Below are 17,046 nucleotides of genomic sequence, written 5' to 3'. Positions count from 1 at the left end.
AGCGAGCTTGCTCGCGATGGCGGTGTATCAGCCGCATTAATGTTGACTGATCCGCCGCTATCGCGAGCAAGCTCGCTCCCACAAGTTGATCCCGGTGCTTCAACAACTTAGAAAAAGTTGTATTGAATACCGACCCGCAGGCGCAGTTGGCGATCATTGTCGACGGAATTGACTTTGATATCCCCTACTTCAAAGAACGGCGCCCAGCGCTTGTCCCACTTGTACTTGACCACGGCATTCTGTTCATAGTCGTCGGTGCCGCCGTTATAACGAATGTAATTGGCATCGAAGTAGGTCAGTTGATACTCATAGGCCCACGGCCCCTGGTTCGCGTAGTTGACGTAGACGTCGTAGCGATTGATCTTCTGATCGTCCTGGCCGTTGTCCGGCACGTCACGGTCGATCTGGTCGCGATCCAGCTTGGATGAATCGTAACGGTAGCGACCGGCGATGCTCAGCTCCTTGGTGATCTTGTAGCCCAGGCGCATGCCCAGTTTGTAGGTGGTGGACTCCTCGTCGCTTTCCATGGCGAACGACGGTGTCAGCGTCCAGCGGTCATCGATCTTGTGCTGGTAGTTGACGGTAAATTCATGGCCGCTGCCGACGGTGTTGTCGAAGGCGACGTCTTCACGATCCCCGGCGGTCTTGTATTTGAGTTCACCTTCCAGGCCTATGCCGTTGTCCAGGCGCATGCCGAACTTGGCGCGGTCGGCGTGCATGCGCGATTGTTCCGCATATTGGTGGCGCACGTTGATATAACCGGTATCGGCTTGTGCAATAAGCGAAGTGAACAGCGAAGCAAACGAAAGTACTGCGAGTGTCTTTTTCATGTTTTTTATTCTTGTTGGTTGAAAGGTTAGTTAGGGCAGACGCTAAATCACAGGCGAGCGCGTGCGCGGCATTGATACCTGGGCTTCAACGCTTTTTACGGGTTAAAACAAGTACAACTGATTAATAGAAACTCAAACAGCGATGGGCACGCGCTGTATGTCGCGGCTGGCTTGCACCAACAAACGGGTATACGCGTGAGTGGCACCGTCGTTCGCCAGAAGCTGACTGTCGAGCGTCTCCACCACCCTGCCCTGTTGCATCACCGCCAACCGACCGCACAAATGCGCCACCACCGCCAGATCATGGGTGACCATCAGGTAGGTCAGTCCTTCCTGCCGGCGCAGGTCGGCCAGCAGATTGAGGATTTCCGCCTGCACCGAGACATCCAGCGCCGAGGTCGGCTCGTCCAGCAACAGCACTCGGGGCCGCAGGATCAGCGCGCGGGCAATCGCCACCCGTTGGCGCTGGCCACCGGACAACTGGTGCGGATAACGAAAACGAAAGCTGTCGTTCAAGCCGACCTTGCGCAGGATCTCGCTGACCTTCTGCGCGCGTCCGTCGATGCCGTGGATGCGCAACGGTTCTTGCAGCGCGGCATCGACGGTGTAGCGCGGATGCAACGACGCATACGGGTCCTGGAACACCATCTGCACCGTGCGGTAGTGGTTCAGCGGCAGGTTGCGCGTCACGGCCTGGCCGGCGACTTGCAGTTGTCCGCTCCAATGCTGGTACTGCCCGGCCAGGCAACGCAGCACGGTGGTCTTGCCCGAGCCGGACTCCCCCACCAAGCCAAAGGCCTCGCCTTCGGCCACGCTCAAATCGACATCGTGCAGTACCGCGTTCAGTGATGCGCCGGTGCCAAAACTGAGGTTCAGGCCGGCGATTTCAATCATGCTCATGACAGGCTCCTCAAGCGTTCAACCAGAGTGGGTCACGCTGCAACACCGGCAGCGTGGCGCGTGGATGGTCCAGGCTGGGCAGTGCGGCCAGCAGGCCACGGGTGTACGGATGGGTGGCTTGGTCGAGGTCGGCGGCGGCAATCGACTCGACCACGCGGCCGGCGTACATCACCAGCACGCGGTCGCAGAAACTCCGCACCAGGTTCAGGTCGTGGCTGATGAAAATCAGCCCCAGGTCACGTTCGCTGACCAACTCCTCCAGCACATTGAGCACCTGGCGGCGCACCGACACGTCCAGCGCCGAAGTGGGCTCGTCGGCGATGATCACCTGGGGATCGGTGATCACCATCATGGCGATCATGATCCGCTGGCCCATGCCGCCGGAGACCTCATGCGGGTACAAATCGTAGACCCGCCGTGGGTCGCGGATATGCACCTTGGCGAGCATGTCCAAGGCCCGCTCACGGGCTTCGCGATGGGGCACCTTGTGGTGGGCCAGGTACGCCTCGGCGATTTGTTCGCCGACCCGCACCACCGGGTTCAACGAGTACTTGGGGTCTTGCATGATCATCGACATGCGCGCACCGCGAATCGCCTGGATCTGCTTTTCGCTGGCGGCCAGCAGGTCGATATCGGCGAAGCGCAAGGTCTTGGCGGTGACCCGCGCCGTCGGCGGATGCAGGCGCAGAAGACTGCGGCCAACGGTGGATTTGCCCGAACCGGACTCACCGACGATGGCGAGCTTTTCCCGGCCCAGGGTGAACGACACGTCACGCACCGCCAACGAGGTTTTGCCGGCGTTGCGGAACTCCACACACAAGTCCTGCACGGCAAGTTTTATCTCAGTCATGGGCTGTTCCTCAGGATTGGCTGCGTGGGTCGAGGACGTCGCGCAAGCCGTCGCCCAACAGGTTGAAGGCCAGGCTGACCAGCATGATCGCCGCACCGGGCGCCGCCACCAGCCACCAGCTTTCGAGCATGTAGCGCCGCCCGGTGGAGATCATCGCGCCCCACTCCGGCAGCGGTGCCTGGGCGCCCAAGCCGAGAAAGCCCAGGGCGGCGGCGGTGAGGATGATGCTCGCCATGTTCATGGTCAGGCGGATGATCACCGACGACAGGCACATCGGGATGATGTGGCGCAGGATCACGCGGGTACTCGACGCGCCCTGCAGCTGCACCGCGACGACGAAGTCCGCGTTGCGCAGCGGCAGTGTTTCGGCCCGCGCCAGACGCGCAATCGGCGGCCAGGCCGTCAGTGCGATGGCGATTACCGCATGCTCCAATCCCGGGCCGAGGGCGGCGATGAACGCCAGCGCCAACACCAGGCTGGGGAACGAGATGAAGATGTCGGTGATGCGCATGAACAGGCTGTCGACCCAACCGCCGAAGTAGCCGGAAACCGTGCCGACCAACAGGCCGATGGGGCCGACGATCACCGTCACCAGCAAGACGATGTACAGGGTGATGCGTGAGCCGTACACCAACCGGGCGAAGACATCACGGCCGTATTCGTCCGTGCCGAACCAGTGCGCGCCGCTGGGGGCCTGCAACGCCCCGGCGAGGTTTTGCAGCAATGGGTCGTGGCCGGCAATCCACGGCGCGAAGACCGCAACCAGGATCAGCGTCGAAACGACGATCAGGCCGGCGAAAGTCATCGGGTTGCGCAGCAAGAATCGCAGCAGGCGCACGGTGCTGGCGACCAGCGCTGCCGTACTCGAAGCGGGCAGCGCGGCACTGCCGGCGGCGCTGGAAGCAAGGGGCAGGTTCATTAGCGAGTCCTCGGGTCGAAGATCTTGTACAGCGCGTCGCTGATCAGGTTCAGCGTCACGAAGATGAGGCCGATCAGCAGCACGCAGGCCATCACCGCATTCATGTCACCGAGCAGCAAACTGCTGGTCAGGTACTGGCCGAAGCCCGGCCAGGCGAACACGGTTTCGATCAGCACCGCACCTTCCAGCAGGCCGCCATAAGCCAGGGCGACGATGGTCAACAACTGCACGCGAATGTTGCCGAAGGCATGACCCCAGACGATCCGCCGTTGGGACAAGCCCTTGACCCGGGCGGTGATGATGTACTCCTGGGACAGTTGCTCGAGCATGAAGCTGCGAGTCATGCGGCTGATGTAGGCGACCGAGTTGAAGCTGAGGATCACCGCCGGCAGCAGGATGTGCCGCAGTGCGCTGCGAAAGGCCTCCCAGTCGCCGGACCAGGCGGTATCGATCAACAACAATCCTGTGTGTTTCGGGATCAGCCCGTCATAGGCCAGGCCGATGCGCCCGACGCCGCCAGCCCAACCCAGCCAGGCGTAGAACACCAGGAAGGCCATCATGCCGATCCAGAAAATCGGCGTGGAATAACCGAACAGCGTGATCAGCCGCGCGACATGGTCACCGGCACGCCCCTGGTGGGTCGCGGCGTAGACACCCAGCGGCAAGCCCGCCAACACGCCGAACAGAATGGCCAGGGTCGCCAGTTCCAACGTCGCCGGGAAGACCCGGGCGATGTCGGTGATGACCGGGTTGCCGGTCAACAAGGCCATGCCGAAGTCGCCGTGGAGCAAGTCGCCGAGGTAGATCGCGAACTGGGTCCACAACGGCTTGTCCAGGCCCAGCTCTTTGTACACCTGGGCGTAGGCCGAGGCGTCGGCGTCCGGGCCGACGATGGCCAGCACCGGATCCAGGGGCATCACTCGCCCGATGAAAAAGGTCAGTAGCAGCAACCCCAGCAGCGTCACCGCCACCGAGCCGCCGCGCCGGGTCGCCGAAGCGGCCCGGGTGGTCCAGATTGAAAAGGATGCAGTCGACATGTTCATTCCTGCCTTGGCCGTGCGGCCGTCGATTTCAGCGCTGCTTGTAGACGTCCCGAAGACGCGTGGTGGCGGCGGTGTGGCCGATGTAGTTGCGCACATCCGCATGGATCACCACTTCGTCCACCATCTGTGAGACCGGCATGATCGCCCCGGCCTGTTGGTCGTAGAGGGTCTGGATCTGCGCATAGATTTCGCGCTGGCGCCCAGGGTCACGCTCGCGCTCGGCCTGCTCGATCAACTGATTGAGCTGCGGATCGAAGAACGAAGTGCGCCAGCCCTGGAAGTTGCTCAGCTTGGCTTCGGTGCGGTTGTCCGGGTTGTACACCAGGGCGCGCAGGCTCGAATGGGGATGGCGCTCCGCCCCGCCACCGCCGCGCCCGACGAGGATGTCAAACTGACGGTCGCGCATCGCCCCGTAGATCTGGTTGCCGGTGCCGGTGATGATCGTTGCCTGGATCCCCGCCTGGGCCAGCGTCGCTTGCAGGCTGGTGGCGATATTAATGAACGGTGGATCGGTCAACGAACGGATGGTCACTTTGAAGCCATCGGCGTGACCGGCCGCCGCCAACAGACGCTTGGCCTCGGCCACGTCCAGGCGATAGCCCGGGTCTTCCAGGCGTGCCGGCAGTCCCAATTGCAATGGCCGCTGATTGATCACGCCGTAGTGCGGCATCACCACATCGTTGATGCCCTGGTAGTCGATCAACAGGCGAATGGCCTGGCGCACGCGAATGTCCTGGAACAACGGCTGTTGCATGCTCATCGCCACGTAGTACAGCGTGCCCCGGGCGATGCTCTGGATGCGCACCTCATCGACCGCTCCCAACGCCTTGATGTCAGTGGCCGCCATGCCCCGGGCGACGTCCAGGTCACCGCGTTCGACCATCAGCCGCAGCGCTTGGGACTCGGTCATGTTGCGCATAATCACCCGGCGCAACTTCGCCGCGCCACGCCAATAATCGTCATTGCGACTCATCAGGATCACGTCGTTGGCGCGCCAGATGTCGAGCTTGAAAGCGCCGGAGCCGGCCGTGTGCGTCGCCAGCCAGGCCGCGCCCTGGTCATCGCCGACCTGATGCTGCAAGGCGACGCTGCGATCAATGATGAAGGCGCTGGGTGAGGTCGCCAGGGTGTTGAGCACCAGCATCGGATCGGTGCTGCGCGGCAGTTCCATGACAAAGGTGTGCGGCCCTTCGGCTCGCATCAGCTTGACGACGTTGTCGGCGGTGAAACCGTAGGCTTTCCAAGTGGAGGCCAGGGCACGGTTGAGGGTGACCACCCGCTGCAACGACCAGGCGACGTCCTGCGCGGTGAGCGGTGTGCCGGAGTGAAAACGCACGTCATCGCGCAACTGGAAGGTCAGGCGCATGCGATCGGGGCTGATCTCCCAGGTTTTCGCCAGGGCCGGAATCAGCGTGTCCGGCTGCGCCGCGTCCTGCTCAAGGAGCATGTCATAGACGTTGGCGTTGACTTCGGCCACCTCCAGGCCCGTCGCCGCAGCGGGATCCAGGGACAGCAGGTTGATCATGCTCATGCCCACCACCAATTGATCGGGGGCGTTTCGCCTTGGGCCAGGCTGACGGGCACCTGCACTGCGCACAGGGCCATGGTGACACACAGCAGCCGGGTCAGGCGCTTGGGCCAGAGATTCATGGTTCAGTCCTTTCTTATATTTATAAAGACTTGTCGCCCGGGCCGCTATGGGCCTGGGACGTGGCGCACGATCAATGTCGGGACACGGTGTTGGCCTCGATATACGCGAAGTTGATGTCCTCGCCCAACCCGGGCCGATCAGACAAGTGCACAAAACCGTCGGTATCCATCGGGTCGACGATGCTGTTGAGGTGTGCAGGGATGTCTTCATAGTCGAGGAATGGGTGCAACAGGCCGCGCTCGTACCAGCGGCAGTTGCTGATGGCACCGACCACCGCCAGGTTCGCCGCGCCATTGCCGTGCACTTCGCAATCCATGCCGAACGACTCGGCCAGGTGCGCCACCTTCAGGCACGGCCCGATGCCACCGACCCCGGCCACGCCCGCGCGCAGGATGTCACAGGACTTCTGGGTGACCCAACTGGCGCGGCTGTGAAACTTGCCGGCGATGCTTTCCGGGCCCAGCACCGGGATGTCCAGGTTGGCCGCCAGCCAGGCATAGGACTCCGCCGAATCTTCCATCATCGGCTCTTCGAACCAGGCGAAATTCAGCGTCTGCAGCGCCTTGCCAATAGTCAGCGCATCCATGCGGCTGTACCAGTGGTAACCGTCGAGCATCAGCGCGATGTCCGGCCCCACCGCCTCACGCACGGCAGCGCAGGCTTGGATGTCCATTTGCGGATTCGGTGCGAAGGAAATCGGCGGCATCCAGGTGTGCAACTTGATGGCCTTGTAGCCGCGCTGGACCAGTTTTTCGGCGAACTGGGCGTACTCATCCGGCGTGGACAGGCCGCCCGGCAAATCGTCGCCGCACATTGTGGAACCGTAGGCCGGGACCTTATCCCGGTAGCCGCCAATCAACTTGTGCACGGGCAACTGGAGCTTGCGCCCGGCCAGGTCCCACAGGGCTTGCTCCACCAGCGCCAACGCCCGGTCGGTGAACTGCCCGGCACTGCCGCGCTGCCAGTGCGCCAGGTCTTGCCAGATGCTTTCGCGATCCATCGGGTCGCGGCCAATCAGCACCTTGCGCACGAAGGATTCGATGATGTGCGGACGAATCAACTCAGGCGGACCGAAGGCATAACCCTCGCTGCCATCGTCGCAGCCGATGCGCAGCAAGGCCATCTTGATCATGACCTCATCGCCTGGATGGGCATGGCCGGCACTGTCCTGAGCGCGGCGCGAAGGGGTGGAAAAGACTTCGACGTGAACGCCTGTGATTCTCATAGGGAGGAGCACCAAGTTGTTATTGTTTATTTGTATGTCGTCATACAACGTAGCGGATTATTCGGACGTTCCTGGCGCACTGTCAACCCTGAAATTCAATAAAATATGCGCTTTAATGAGATCCGCTTGAAAGAAGAGGTTATTTTTGCGTGAGGGATTTTCAGATGTCGTCATACCACGAGACAAAAAAGTGAGACCACTTATCACGGGAGGGGATGATCACTTGAAGGGATAAAAGATAGAGCTGAGGGCTAGAAAACCCTGTGGGAGCGAGTTTGCTCGCGATAGCGGTGTACCTGGGCCGGCGAGGTTGAATGTACCGCCGTCATCGCGAGCAAGCTCACTCCCACAGGGGATTTATAGCGGGCACAGAGTCTGTGCCCGCTATAAAAAATCAGGTCAGGAGGTGGTTGGAAATCACCTTGGAGATTTCGCCGATGTTCGTCTTGCCGGTGAATCCGAATTTCACTTTGCCCGGGGAGGATGACCTCAGAGCTCCCCCGCCAAACGTTTCTGCAACGCTGTGGCCGCTGTTAAATCCGGGGGTTGCGCCGGCGATTCCAGAGGACGCCGACCACCGCCGCGATGATCACCACCCCGGCATTACCGAACAACCAGATTGCAAAGTTACGGCTCTGATCCGCCTCACTTTCGTAGAACGGTCCAAAGTAGTTGCCAACCGTCACGAAAACCAAATTGAACGCCCCAACCGCCAGGGCAATGATCAGGAGGACAAACAACGCTCCCTTGATGAAGTTCATATGACCCTCCAGAACCATATGTCTTTGGAGTCATGGAAATCCGAGAACGTACCTTCGATCGAAAAGCCCATTTGTATGCGCACGTAGCTCATCCAATCCGTCAGGCGCCGACCATTCCACAAGTCGATGTGATCACCACTGCGCCCCGCAGTGGTTTCATTTGCTCGACGCCAGAAGTCCTTGAAAAAAATAACGCCCTGCTGCCCTTTCAGGGCCTCTTCGAAGTCTTCACTTTTGGCTGTCTTCATAGGCTGCAAGCCAGGAATCCTGGCGCGGGTCAACGCGCTGGCAAGCTCTTCAGCGGCCAGTATGTGCCCTTCGCTTCTGGGATGCTGCCAACAATGGCGCACACTTTTGAGCTGGCTCATATCGGCACCGGCGCGGCGCAGGGCTACGCCGAGGTTGATCGCACATTGGTCGCTGAAGTTTTTTTTGCCTTTGTCTCTGCAGGGCGCGGCGTCGCCGTATATCTGCGGATGGCTGCTCCATAATTTATCGAATGTAAACATCCTGCTCCCGTCCCTAGGTTCTCAATTCTGACGGCCTAGCCTAGCAGATGCCCAGAGGTCTCTTGGACAGGCATCCTGCAGTCGGCGTTTTTTCTCCTAGACTTGCCATTGTCCGCTGTACGCCGGGTTTTGAATGAGCCCGTACGATAAAGACAAATAAAAAGGGAAGCCCGCAATGCTCAAGCCGATATGGAAAACGCTCCTCTGCACCCTCGCCCTCAGTGCAGGGGCCACCGCGATGGCGGCTGAACCGATAGTGATCAAGTTTTCCCATGTGGTGGGTGAACAGACGCCCAAGGGCCAGGGCGCGTTGATGTTTAAGAAGCTGGCGGAAGAACGGCTGCCGGGCAAGGTGAAGGTCGAGGTGTATCCCAACTCCACACTGTATGGCGATGACAAGGAGATGGAGGCGTTGCTCCTGGGGGAGGTGCAGATCATTGCGCGGTCGCTGGCCAAGTTCGAGCAGTACACCAAATCGGTGCAATTATTCGACTTGCCGTTTTTGTTTGACGACATCACGGCAGTGGACCGTTTCCAGCAGAGCCCCGAGGGCCAGAAGCTGCTCAAGTCCATGGAAAGCAAGAACGTGACCGGCCTGGCCTATTGGCACAACGGCATGAAGCAGCTGTCGGCCAACAAGCCCCTGCGTATGCCCGAGGATGCCCGTGGCCTGACGTTCCGGATACAGACCTCCGCGGTGCTGGAGGAACAGTTCAAGATGGTGAACGCCAAGGCACAACCGATGATTTTTTCGGTGGTGTATCAAGGTTTGCGCACCGGGCTGGTCAACGGCACGGAAAACACCTACTCGAACTTCTATAACCAGAAACTCAATGAAGTGCAGAAGTACGTCACCGAGTCCAACCACGGCATCCTCGACTACATGCTGATCACCACCTCGGACTTCTGGAACGGCCTGCCGCCGGATATCCGCACCGAGCTGGACAAGATCGTGGTCGAATCCACCGTCCATGCGAACAAGGAAGCGGAACGGTTCAACCAGCTGGACAAGCAGCACGTCCTGGATGCCAAGACCACCGAGATCATTACCCTCACGCCGCAAGAGCGCAGCGCATGGCGCGACAAGATGAAGCCGGTATGGGCGAAGTTTGAAAAGGAAATTGGGCCGGATTTGATCAAGGCGGCCGAAGCTTCCAATACAGCCCAGTGACGTCGCCAGGCTCAACACATCCCTGTGGCGAGGGAGCTTGCTCCCGCTGGGCTGCGCAGCAGCCCCAAGGTTTAACCTGACACACCGCAATGTCAGGTTTTGGGGGCGCTTCGCACCCCAGCGGGAGCAAGCTCCCTCGCCACAAAGTGCCCGCCCCCCATCCCCAGCTGCACAGCACATTGCGTTATGATCCCCGCCTCTCCCTGAACAGAGCTTTTTCCGCTAATGCTGTCGTCCACCCCAGACATCACCCCCGACCTCCCCCCGTTCTCGTCGGCCCGTTGTTGCGGCGGCTTGAGCCCTCGCGGCTAGTGATGTGGCTGGTGGGCACGCGACCGTTGGCGTTGACGTTGCGTGTGGACGGCGTGGCTGATCTTGAGCTGGATGCGTCACGCTGCACGGTGGTGCCGGTGGGGAAGCGGGCGTTCGTGCATCTGATCGATGTGCGCCTCGACAATCCGCTGCCCCAGGACATCGCGATTGATTATGACCTGCTGGTGGACGGTGTCCCCATCGCCGAGTGGGCACCGCATCTGCTGTATGGCCAGGCGCGGTGTCCGAACTTCGTGCTGCATTCGCGCATCGAGCAGTTGGTCCACGGTTCCTGCCGCAAGCCCCATTACCCGACCAACGACGGCTTGCTTTGCGTAGATCGATTGCTGGCCCAGGCGCCGACGCAACGGCCAGCGCTGTTGATGATGAGCGGCGACCAGGTCTACGCCGATGACGTCGCCGGGCCGATGTTGCGGGCGATTCATGCGCTGATCGAGCGGCTGGGGTTGTTCGAGGAATGCCTGGACGGCGCCGTGGTGGAGGACAGCGCCAAGCTCTACCAACACCCGGCCAGTTACTACCATCGCGCCGATTTATTACCCGCGCTTGAGAGCAACGAAACCCTGCGCGAGCGATTTTTCGGCGGGGCGCGCAAGCCGATTTTCACCAGCAGCAGCGCTGACAATCACCTGGTGACCTTCGCCGAGGTCATGGCGATGTACTTGTTGGTATGGTCCCCGGTGCCATGGACGCTGGTCGCCCCGCAACCACCCGAGCTGACCGCCGAGCGACGCCAGCGCTACGACCTGGAACAACAACGCATCGAGGGCTTCAAGGCCGGACTGGGCGGCGTGGCGCGGGTGTTCGCGCACCTGTCGTGCCTGATGATTTTCGACGATCACGATATTACCGATGACTGGAATCTGTCCGCGCAGTGGGAAGAAACGGCCTACGGCCATCCGTTCTCCAAGCGCATCATCGGCAATGCCTTGATCGCCTACATGCTCTGCCAGGGTTGGGGCAACAATCCTGATGCCTTTACCGACGTGGTCGAGCAAACCGTGGCGTTGAGCGACACTGCACGGGACCGCTACCTCGACAGCGGCCCCCAGGACCAACTGATCGACACGCTGCTGGCTTTCCAGCAATGGCATTACGTGCTGCCGAGCACGCCGGCCCTGGTGGTACTCGACACCCGCACCCGGCGCTGGCGCAGCGAGAACAACCTCAAGCAGCCTTCCGGTCTGCTGGATTGGGAAGCCCTGAGCGAGTTGCAGCAAGAGCTGCTGGATCACCCTTCGGCGATCATCGTTTCACCGGCGCCGATCTTCGGCGTAAAGCTCATCGAGACCGTACAGCGAGTGTTCAGTTGGTGCGGTTTTCCACTGCTGGTGGACGCGGAAAACTGGATGGCCCATCGCGGCGCGGCCCAGGTGATCCTGAACATTTTCCGACACTCGCGTACGCCCGGGAATTATGTGGTGCTGTCAGGCGATGTGCATTATTCCTTCGTCTACGAGGTGTTGATCCCACACCGCAAGGGCGGCCCGCGCATCTGGCAGATCACCAGCAGCGGCATCAAGAATGAATTCCCACCGGCGCTGCTGGAATGGTTCGACCGCCTGAACCGCTGGCTCTATTCACCGCGCTCGCCCCTGAACTGGTTTACCAAGCGCCGGAGCATGCGCATCGTCCCCCACACCCCGGAACACGCCGAGGCCGGGGAACGGCTGTGGAACTCAGCGGGAATCGGCCAGGTGTTCTTCAATGACAAGGGACAACCCGCGCAGATCTACCAGCACAACGCCAACGGCAAGCCACCGACACGGATGCTCCCGCCAAAATCGCCCCCGGCCTGAGCTATCGCGAGCAAGCTCGCTCCCACACTGGATCTTCAGTGAGCAGAAATATTGTGTTCGACACCGATCCCCTGTGGGAGCGGGCTTGCCCGCGAAGACGGCGGCACACTCGACATCACCGTCTCAGACAGTCCGCCTTCGCGAGCAAGCTCGCTCCCACACTGGATCTTCAGTCAGCAGAAATATTGTGCTCGACACCGATCCCCTGTGGGAGCGGGCTTGCCCGCGAAGTTGGCGGCATATCCAACATCACCGTCTCAGACAGTCCGCCTTCGCGAGCAAGCCCGCTCCCACACTGGATCTTCAGTGAGCAGAAATATTGTGCTCGGCACCAATCCCACATGGGGTTGGTGGTGTTCACAGATTCTGCGCACACCTCACCTGGATTCACCCCAGTACTTCCCCCGCCACCTGGTCGATAGCCGCTTGGGTGATGTCGACGATCAGGTCCGCGTCTTCTCGGGTCAGGATCAGTGGTGGGGCGAAGCCCAGGATGTCGCCGTGGGGCATGGCGCGGGCGATCATGCCGCGTTCCAGGCAGGCGGCCGAGACTTTGGGGCCGACTTTCAGCCCTGGATCGAACGCCGTGCGTTGTTCACGATCGGCCATGAACTCCACCGCCGCCAGCATGCCGTCACCACGCACTTCACCCACCAGGGGATGACCTTCAAGGGTTTCACGCAGCCGCCGGTTGAGGTAGCCGCCGACGTCCTCGGCATTGGCCGTGAGGTTTTCCCGCTCGAGGATGTCGAGGTTGGCCAGTGCCGCCGCCGCGCAGATCGGGTGCCCCGAATAGGTCCAGCCATGGCCCATGGCACCTTCGGCCTGTGAGGCCTTGTCGATCACATCCCAGACCTTCTCGCCGATGATCACCGCCGACAGCGGTGCATAGGCGCTGGTCAGGCCTTTGGCGGTGGTGATCAGGTCCGGCTTCATGCCGTAGCGCTGGCTGCCCATCTTCGAACCGAGGCGGCCGAAGGCGCAGACCACTTCATCGGCAATCAACAACACGTCATATTTTTTCAGCACAGCCTGGATCGCATCCCAGTAGCCGGCAGGCGGGACAATGATGCCGCCGGTGCCCATCAGCGGTTCGCCGATGAACGCCGCCACGGTGTCCGGCCCTTCGGCGAGGATCATTTTTTCCAGCTCATCGGCGCAGTAACGCACGAACGTCGCTTCGTCCATGCCCGCCGGGGCCTTGCGATACCAGTGGGGGCACACGGTGTGCTTGACCCCTTCCACCGGCAGGTCGAAGTGCTGATGAAAGGTCGCCAGGCCAGTCAGGCTGCCGGTCATGATGCCCGAGCCATGGTAGCCACGGTCGCGGGAGATGATTTTCTTCTTCAGCGGCCGGCCCAGCACGTTGTTGTAGTAGCGCACCAGCTTGACCTGGGTTTCGTTGGCATCGGAGCCGGACAAGCCGTAATAGACCTTTTTCATGCCCTCCGGCGCCCAGTCCATGATGCGACTGGACAACTCGATGATCGCCTCGCTCGAGTGGCCGACATAGGTGTGGTAGTAGGCCAGTTCCTTGGCCTGCTTGTAGATGGCGTCGGCCACTTCGGTGCGGCCATAGCCGATGTTCACGCAGTAGAGGCCGGCGAAGGCATCGATGAACTCACGGCCCTCATGGTCGCGGATGCGGATGCCCGATGCGCTCTTGATGATCCGGCCCTTGAGCGCACCGCTGGCGTGGTCGTGGGCGTGGGTCGAGGGGTGCATGAAATGCGCACGGTCTTGTTCGAACAGCGTGTTGAATTCTTGGCTCATGCGGGCTCTCCTGGGAACTGGCCTTGATGGTGCAGGCAAAAGTATTTGGTTTCGACGAAGGGCTCGAAGCCCTCGTTGCCACCCTCGCGACCGAGGCCTGAGGCTTTCATGCCACCGAAGGGAATCGGGTGGCCGGTGAACTTGACGCCGTTGACCGCGACCATGGCGTGGTCCAGACGGCGAATCAGTGGATAGATGAGGTCCAGACGGTTGGAACAAATATAGGCCGCCAAACCGTATTCGGTGTCGTTGGCCATTTCGATGGCTTCGTCCAGGGTGTCGAACGGCATCACCCCGGCGATGGGGGCGAAGTTTTCTTCACGGTAGATGCGCATTTGCGGCGTGACGTCGGCCAGTACCGTCGGCTGATAGAACAATCCACCCAGGGCATGGGCCTCGCCGCCCACCAGGCGCTGTGCGCCCAGTGCCAAGGCATCGGCGACCCGCTCGGCGGTCACGTCGAACGCAGCCTGATGCATCAGCGGGCCGACGTCCACCGCCTGCTCCTGCTGATCGACCATGGCCGGGCCGACCCGCAAGGCCCGCACTGCCGCGGCAAAGCGAGTGAGAAACGCCTGGTAGACCGGACGCTGCACCATGATCCGGTTGGCCGCGCAGCAATCCTGGCCGGAGGTCTGGAACTTCGCCTCCACCGCGACCTTCACCGCCAGCGCCAGGTCGGCATCGGCGCAGACTATGAACGGCGCGTTGCCACCCAACTCCAGGGCAACCTTCTTCACGTCATGGGCCGCCGCTTGCAGCACCAGTTTGCCCACCCGGGTCGAGCCGGTGAAACTCACCGAGCGCACGCGACGGTCCTTGACCAAGGTTTCCATGGCCATCTGCGGCTCGCCGAGCACCACGTTGAACACCCCGGCGGGAAACCCGGCTTCCTCGGCCAATTGCGCCAGGGCCAGGGCCGAGTAGGGTGTTTCGTGGGCCGGCTTGATCACCACGGTGCACCCGGCGGCCAGGGCAGCGGCGGCCTTGCGGGTGATCATCGCCGAGGGGAAATTCCACGGGGTGAGCAGCGCGCAGACGCCTACCGGTTCCTTGACCGTGCCCAGATGCGCATTGGGAATGTGGCTGGGGATATTCTGCCCGTACAGGCGTCGGGCTTCCTCGGCGAACCACGGGATGAAACTCGCGGCATAGGCGATTTCGCCCCGGGACTCGGCCAACGACTTGCCCTGCTCCAGACTAAGGATGCGCGCCAGGTCTTCGCTGTGCTCGACGATCAACGCCGCCCAGCGCCGCAGGATCGCGCCCCGGGCGTCCAGGCTCTGCTCGCGCCACGCTGGGAAGGCGCGGTGGGCCGCGTCCACGGCCGCGTCAATTTGCGGCTGATCGAGCATCGGCACATGGCCGATGACCGTGCGCGTGGCCGGGTTGTGCACGGCAATACTGTGGCCGCTGTCGCTGTGGACCCAATGGCCGTCGATGTAGCAAAGCGCCTTGAACAGCAGCGGATGTTGGTAAGTCATGACGTTCACTCCAGAGCGTGTGCGTGACACCATGCTAGGGCAGCGGCGCTTGGGTAATCGGCTGTTTGCCGTGGGTCAAACCCTGGTTTTTTCTGAATCGTGGGCGGCAAAAACGGATTTTCTGCGGTGCTCAGGACGGCTCGGCCAACTCCGCCGGCAAGGCGCCGCCGGTCTTGATGGTCTTGGTGACGATGTAGGTGAAGTAGCGTTCGATGCCGAGGTCTTCGAGCAACAGTTGATCGACGAAACGCTGGTAATAGTCGATGTCCGGCGCCTGGATCATCGCCAGGTAATCCACCCCGCCGCCGGTGGCGTAACAGAACGCCACTTGCGGGGCGTCGGTCATGCGTTGCTCGAAACGGCGCATGTCCTGGGCGGTGTGCCGGGCCAGGGTGATTTCCACCAGCACCTGCTGACGCTTGAACACCGCGCCCCAGTCGATCTGCGCCCGGTAGCCGGTGATCAACCCGGCCATCTCCAGCTTGCGCACCCGCTCCCAGGCCGGCGTCACCGAGAGGTTGATGGCTTCGGCCAGGCTCGACTTGGTGATCCGCCCATCTTCGGCGAGGATCTGCAGGATCTTGAGGTCGTAGCGATCGAGCTTGTGCATGGGCCGGGGCTCTCCAGTCAGTTCAGACATCACACCGATTACTGTGGCGAGGGAGCTTGCTCCCGCTGGGGCGCGCAGCGGCCCCGATCTCGGTTCCGCCTGCCCCAGGCCGAAAAGCGACGACTGCTTCGCAGCCGAGCGGGAGCAAGCTCCCTCGCCGCAGGGGGTGTGTCAGTAGAGGTGTATCAAGCCAACACATCCGCAATCACCACCAACGTATCGCCACACTGCACCAGCCCGGGAAAATGCCGGGCCGCCAGCAGGCCGCTACGGGCGGCTCGATATTCAACGGGGGCAACACCGCTGCGGGTGGCGTCGTAGACGCGCGCCACCACCTCGCCCGCGGTCACGTGCTCACCCAGGTCTCGGCACATTTCCAGCAAGCCATCGTGCTCGCTGGCGATGAAGCAACTGGCGTCCGGCATGTCGAGCACCCGTGACGGCTGCAAGTCGATGCTGCCCCGCAGGATCCCGCTGTGGATCAGCAGGTTGCGCACCCCACGCTCGGCAATCGCCACGCTGCGGGCCGTCGACGAACCGCCGCCACCCAGCTCGGTGGTGACGAACACCTTGCCCTGGGATTCGGCCGCGGTGTCGTACATTGCCCCGGCATCCAGCTCCAGCATGCGCATGCAATACGGCGCGTTGAACGCCAGCATTCCCGCCTCGCAGCGGGCCTGCTGTTCTTTGTCCGGCAACACATGGCAGGCGGCGAAAGGCAGGAAATCCAGGGTCCGGCCGCCGGAATGGATATCGAGGACGATGTCGGCCAGGGGCAATAATGTGCGGTTGAAATAGTCGGCGATTTTCTCGGTGACGGTGCCATCCGGCTTGCCGGGAAAACTGCGGTTCAGGTTGCCCTTGTCGATGGGCGAGGTGCGGCGTCCGGCATGGAACGCCGGGGTGTTCATGAACGGCACGATGATCACCCGTCCGCTCACTTCTTCAGCCGTCAGTTGCTGCGCCAGTTTGCTCAAGGCCACCGGCCCCTCGTATTCGTCACCGTGGTTACCACCGCTGAGCAGCGCCGTCGGGCCGCTGCCACGCTGGATAACGGTGATGGGAATCATCACCGCCCCCCAGGCCGAATCGTCCCGCGAATACGGCAACTTAAGGAAACCGTGCTGCACACCCTCGCGGCTGAAATCGACCGTGGCGCTGATGGGGTTGGTGGGCAAGTCGCTCATC

The 17,046-nt window shown here is 61.7% G+C and carries 14 protein-coding genes and 2 pseudogenes; 2 read left to right on the top strand and 14 right to left on the bottom strand.

Annotated elements, in window-relative coordinates:
• Nucleotides 1-107: 107 nt before the first annotated feature.
• The 10 genes and pseudogenes from CD58_RS04980 to CD58_RS04940 form a co-directional block, all read right to left on the bottom strand.
• The gene (locus CD58_RS04980) at nucleotides 108-830 is read right to left on the bottom strand and encodes an oligogalacturonate-specific porin KdgM family protein (RefSeq protein ID WP_025211960.1); all 723 of its coding nucleotides are present in this window, start codon (nucleotides 828-830) and stop codon (nucleotides 108-110) included.
• Nucleotides 831-962: 132 nt separating this feature from the next.
• On the bottom strand, nucleotides 963-1,730 hold the full coding sequence (locus CD58_RS04975; protein WP_025211959.1) for an ABC transporter ATP-binding protein: 768 nt from the start codon (nucleotides 1,728-1,730) through the stop codon (nucleotides 963-965).
• Between the two features lie 10 nt (nucleotides 1,731-1,740).
• Nucleotides 1,741-2,580, bottom strand: a complete 840-nt coding sequence (locus CD58_RS04970; protein WP_025211958.1) for an ABC transporter ATP-binding protein — start codon at nucleotides 2,578-2,580, stop codon at nucleotides 1,741-1,743.
• A gap of 10 nt (nucleotides 2,581-2,590) precedes the next feature.
• Complete coding sequence (locus CD58_RS04965; RefSeq protein WP_025211957.1) at nucleotides 2,591-3,499, bottom strand: ABC transporter permease; 909 nt, start codon at nucleotides 3,497-3,499, stop codon at nucleotides 2,591-2,593.
• The gene (locus CD58_RS04960) at nucleotides 3,499-4,536 is read right to left on the bottom strand and encodes an ABC transporter permease (RefSeq protein WP_025211956.1); all 1,038 of its coding nucleotides are present in this window, start codon (nucleotides 4,534-4,536) and stop codon (nucleotides 3,499-3,501) included. The genes CD58_RS04965 and CD58_RS04960 overlap by 1 nt, the downstream gene beginning before the upstream one ends.
• Before the next feature lie 34 nt (nucleotides 4,537-4,570).
• Nucleotides 4,571-6,192 (bottom strand): annotated as a pseudogene (locus CD58_RS04955) (ABC transporter substrate-binding protein).
• A gap of 71 nt (nucleotides 6,193-6,263) precedes the next feature.
• Nucleotides 6,264-7,418: a mandelate racemase family protein gene (locus tag CD58_RS04950; protein ID WP_025211955.1), complete on the bottom strand. Its 1,155-nt coding sequence runs from the start codon at nucleotides 7,416-7,418 to the stop codon at nucleotides 6,264-6,266.
• 394 nt (nucleotides 7,419-7,812) lie between these two features.
• Nucleotides 7,813-7,902, bottom strand: a pseudogene (locus CD58_RS30000) (PH domain-containing protein); the annotation flags it as partial.
• Between the two features lie 49 nt (nucleotides 7,903-7,951).
• Entirely contained in the window at nucleotides 7,952-8,179 is a 228-nt protein-coding gene (locus CD58_RS04945) for a hypothetical protein (protein ID WP_025211954.1), read from the bottom strand.
• Entirely contained in the window at nucleotides 8,176-8,688 is a 513-nt protein-coding gene (locus tag CD58_RS04940) for a type VI secretion system amidase effector protein Tae4 (RefSeq protein WP_025211953.1), read from the bottom strand. The genes CD58_RS04945 and CD58_RS04940 overlap by 4 nt, the downstream gene beginning before the upstream one ends.
• Nucleotides 8,689-8,863: 175 nt before the next feature.
• On the opposite strand from CD58_RS04940, the gene CD58_RS04935 reads away from it, so the two are divergent.
• Nucleotides 8,864-9,859: a TRAP transporter substrate-binding protein gene (locus CD58_RS04935; protein WP_025211952.1), complete on the top strand. Its 996-nt coding sequence runs from the start codon at nucleotides 8,864-8,866 to the stop codon at nucleotides 9,857-9,859.
• Nucleotides 9,860-10,173: 314 nt separating this feature from the next.
• On the top strand, nucleotides 10,174-11,991 hold the full coding sequence (locus CD58_RS04930; RefSeq protein ID WP_235195293.1) for an alkaline phosphatase D family protein: 1,818 nt from the start codon (nucleotides 10,174-10,176) through the stop codon (nucleotides 11,989-11,991).
• 387 nt (nucleotides 11,992-12,378) lie between these two features.
• On the opposite strand, the gene CD58_RS04925 is transcribed toward CD58_RS04930, so the two are convergent.
• From CD58_RS04925 to doeB, 4 genes are all read right to left on the bottom strand, one after another.
• Nucleotides 12,379-13,764 carry an aspartate aminotransferase family protein gene (locus CD58_RS04925; RefSeq protein WP_025211950.1) on the bottom strand — a complete coding sequence of 462 codons (1,386 nt, stop codon included), beginning with the start codon at nucleotides 13,762-13,764 and terminating at the stop codon, nucleotides 12,379-12,381.
• Entirely contained in the window at nucleotides 13,761-15,248 is a 1,488-nt protein-coding gene (locus tag CD58_RS04920) for an NAD-dependent succinate-semialdehyde dehydrogenase (RefSeq protein WP_025211949.1), read from the bottom strand. The genes CD58_RS04925 and CD58_RS04920 overlap by 4 nt, the downstream gene beginning before the upstream one ends.
• A 130-nt stretch (nucleotides 15,249-15,378) precedes the next feature.
• Nucleotides 15,379-15,858, bottom strand: coding sequence for an Lrp/AsnC family transcriptional regulator (locus tag CD58_RS04915; protein WP_025211948.1), 480 nt, complete (start codon nucleotides 15,856-15,858; stop codon nucleotides 15,379-15,381).
• A gap of 185 nt (nucleotides 15,859-16,043) precedes the next feature.
• Nucleotides 16,044-17,045: a N(2)-acetyl-L-2,4-diaminobutanoate deacetylase DoeB gene (gene doeB / locus CD58_RS04910; protein WP_025211947.1), complete on the bottom strand. Its 1,002-nt coding sequence runs from the start codon at nucleotides 17,043-17,045 to the stop codon at nucleotides 16,044-16,046.
• Between the last annotated feature and the right edge of the window lies 1 nt (nucleotide 17,046).

Source organism: Pseudomonas brassicacearum (assembly GCF_000585995.1).
In the GTDB taxonomy this organism is placed as follows: domain Bacteria; phylum Pseudomonadota; class Gammaproteobacteria; order Pseudomonadales; family Pseudomonadaceae; genus Aquipseudomonas; species Aquipseudomonas brassicacearum_A.
The sequence above is the reverse complement of the archived record's forward strand: the minus strand, read 5'-3'. Positions and strand labels throughout refer to the sequence as shown.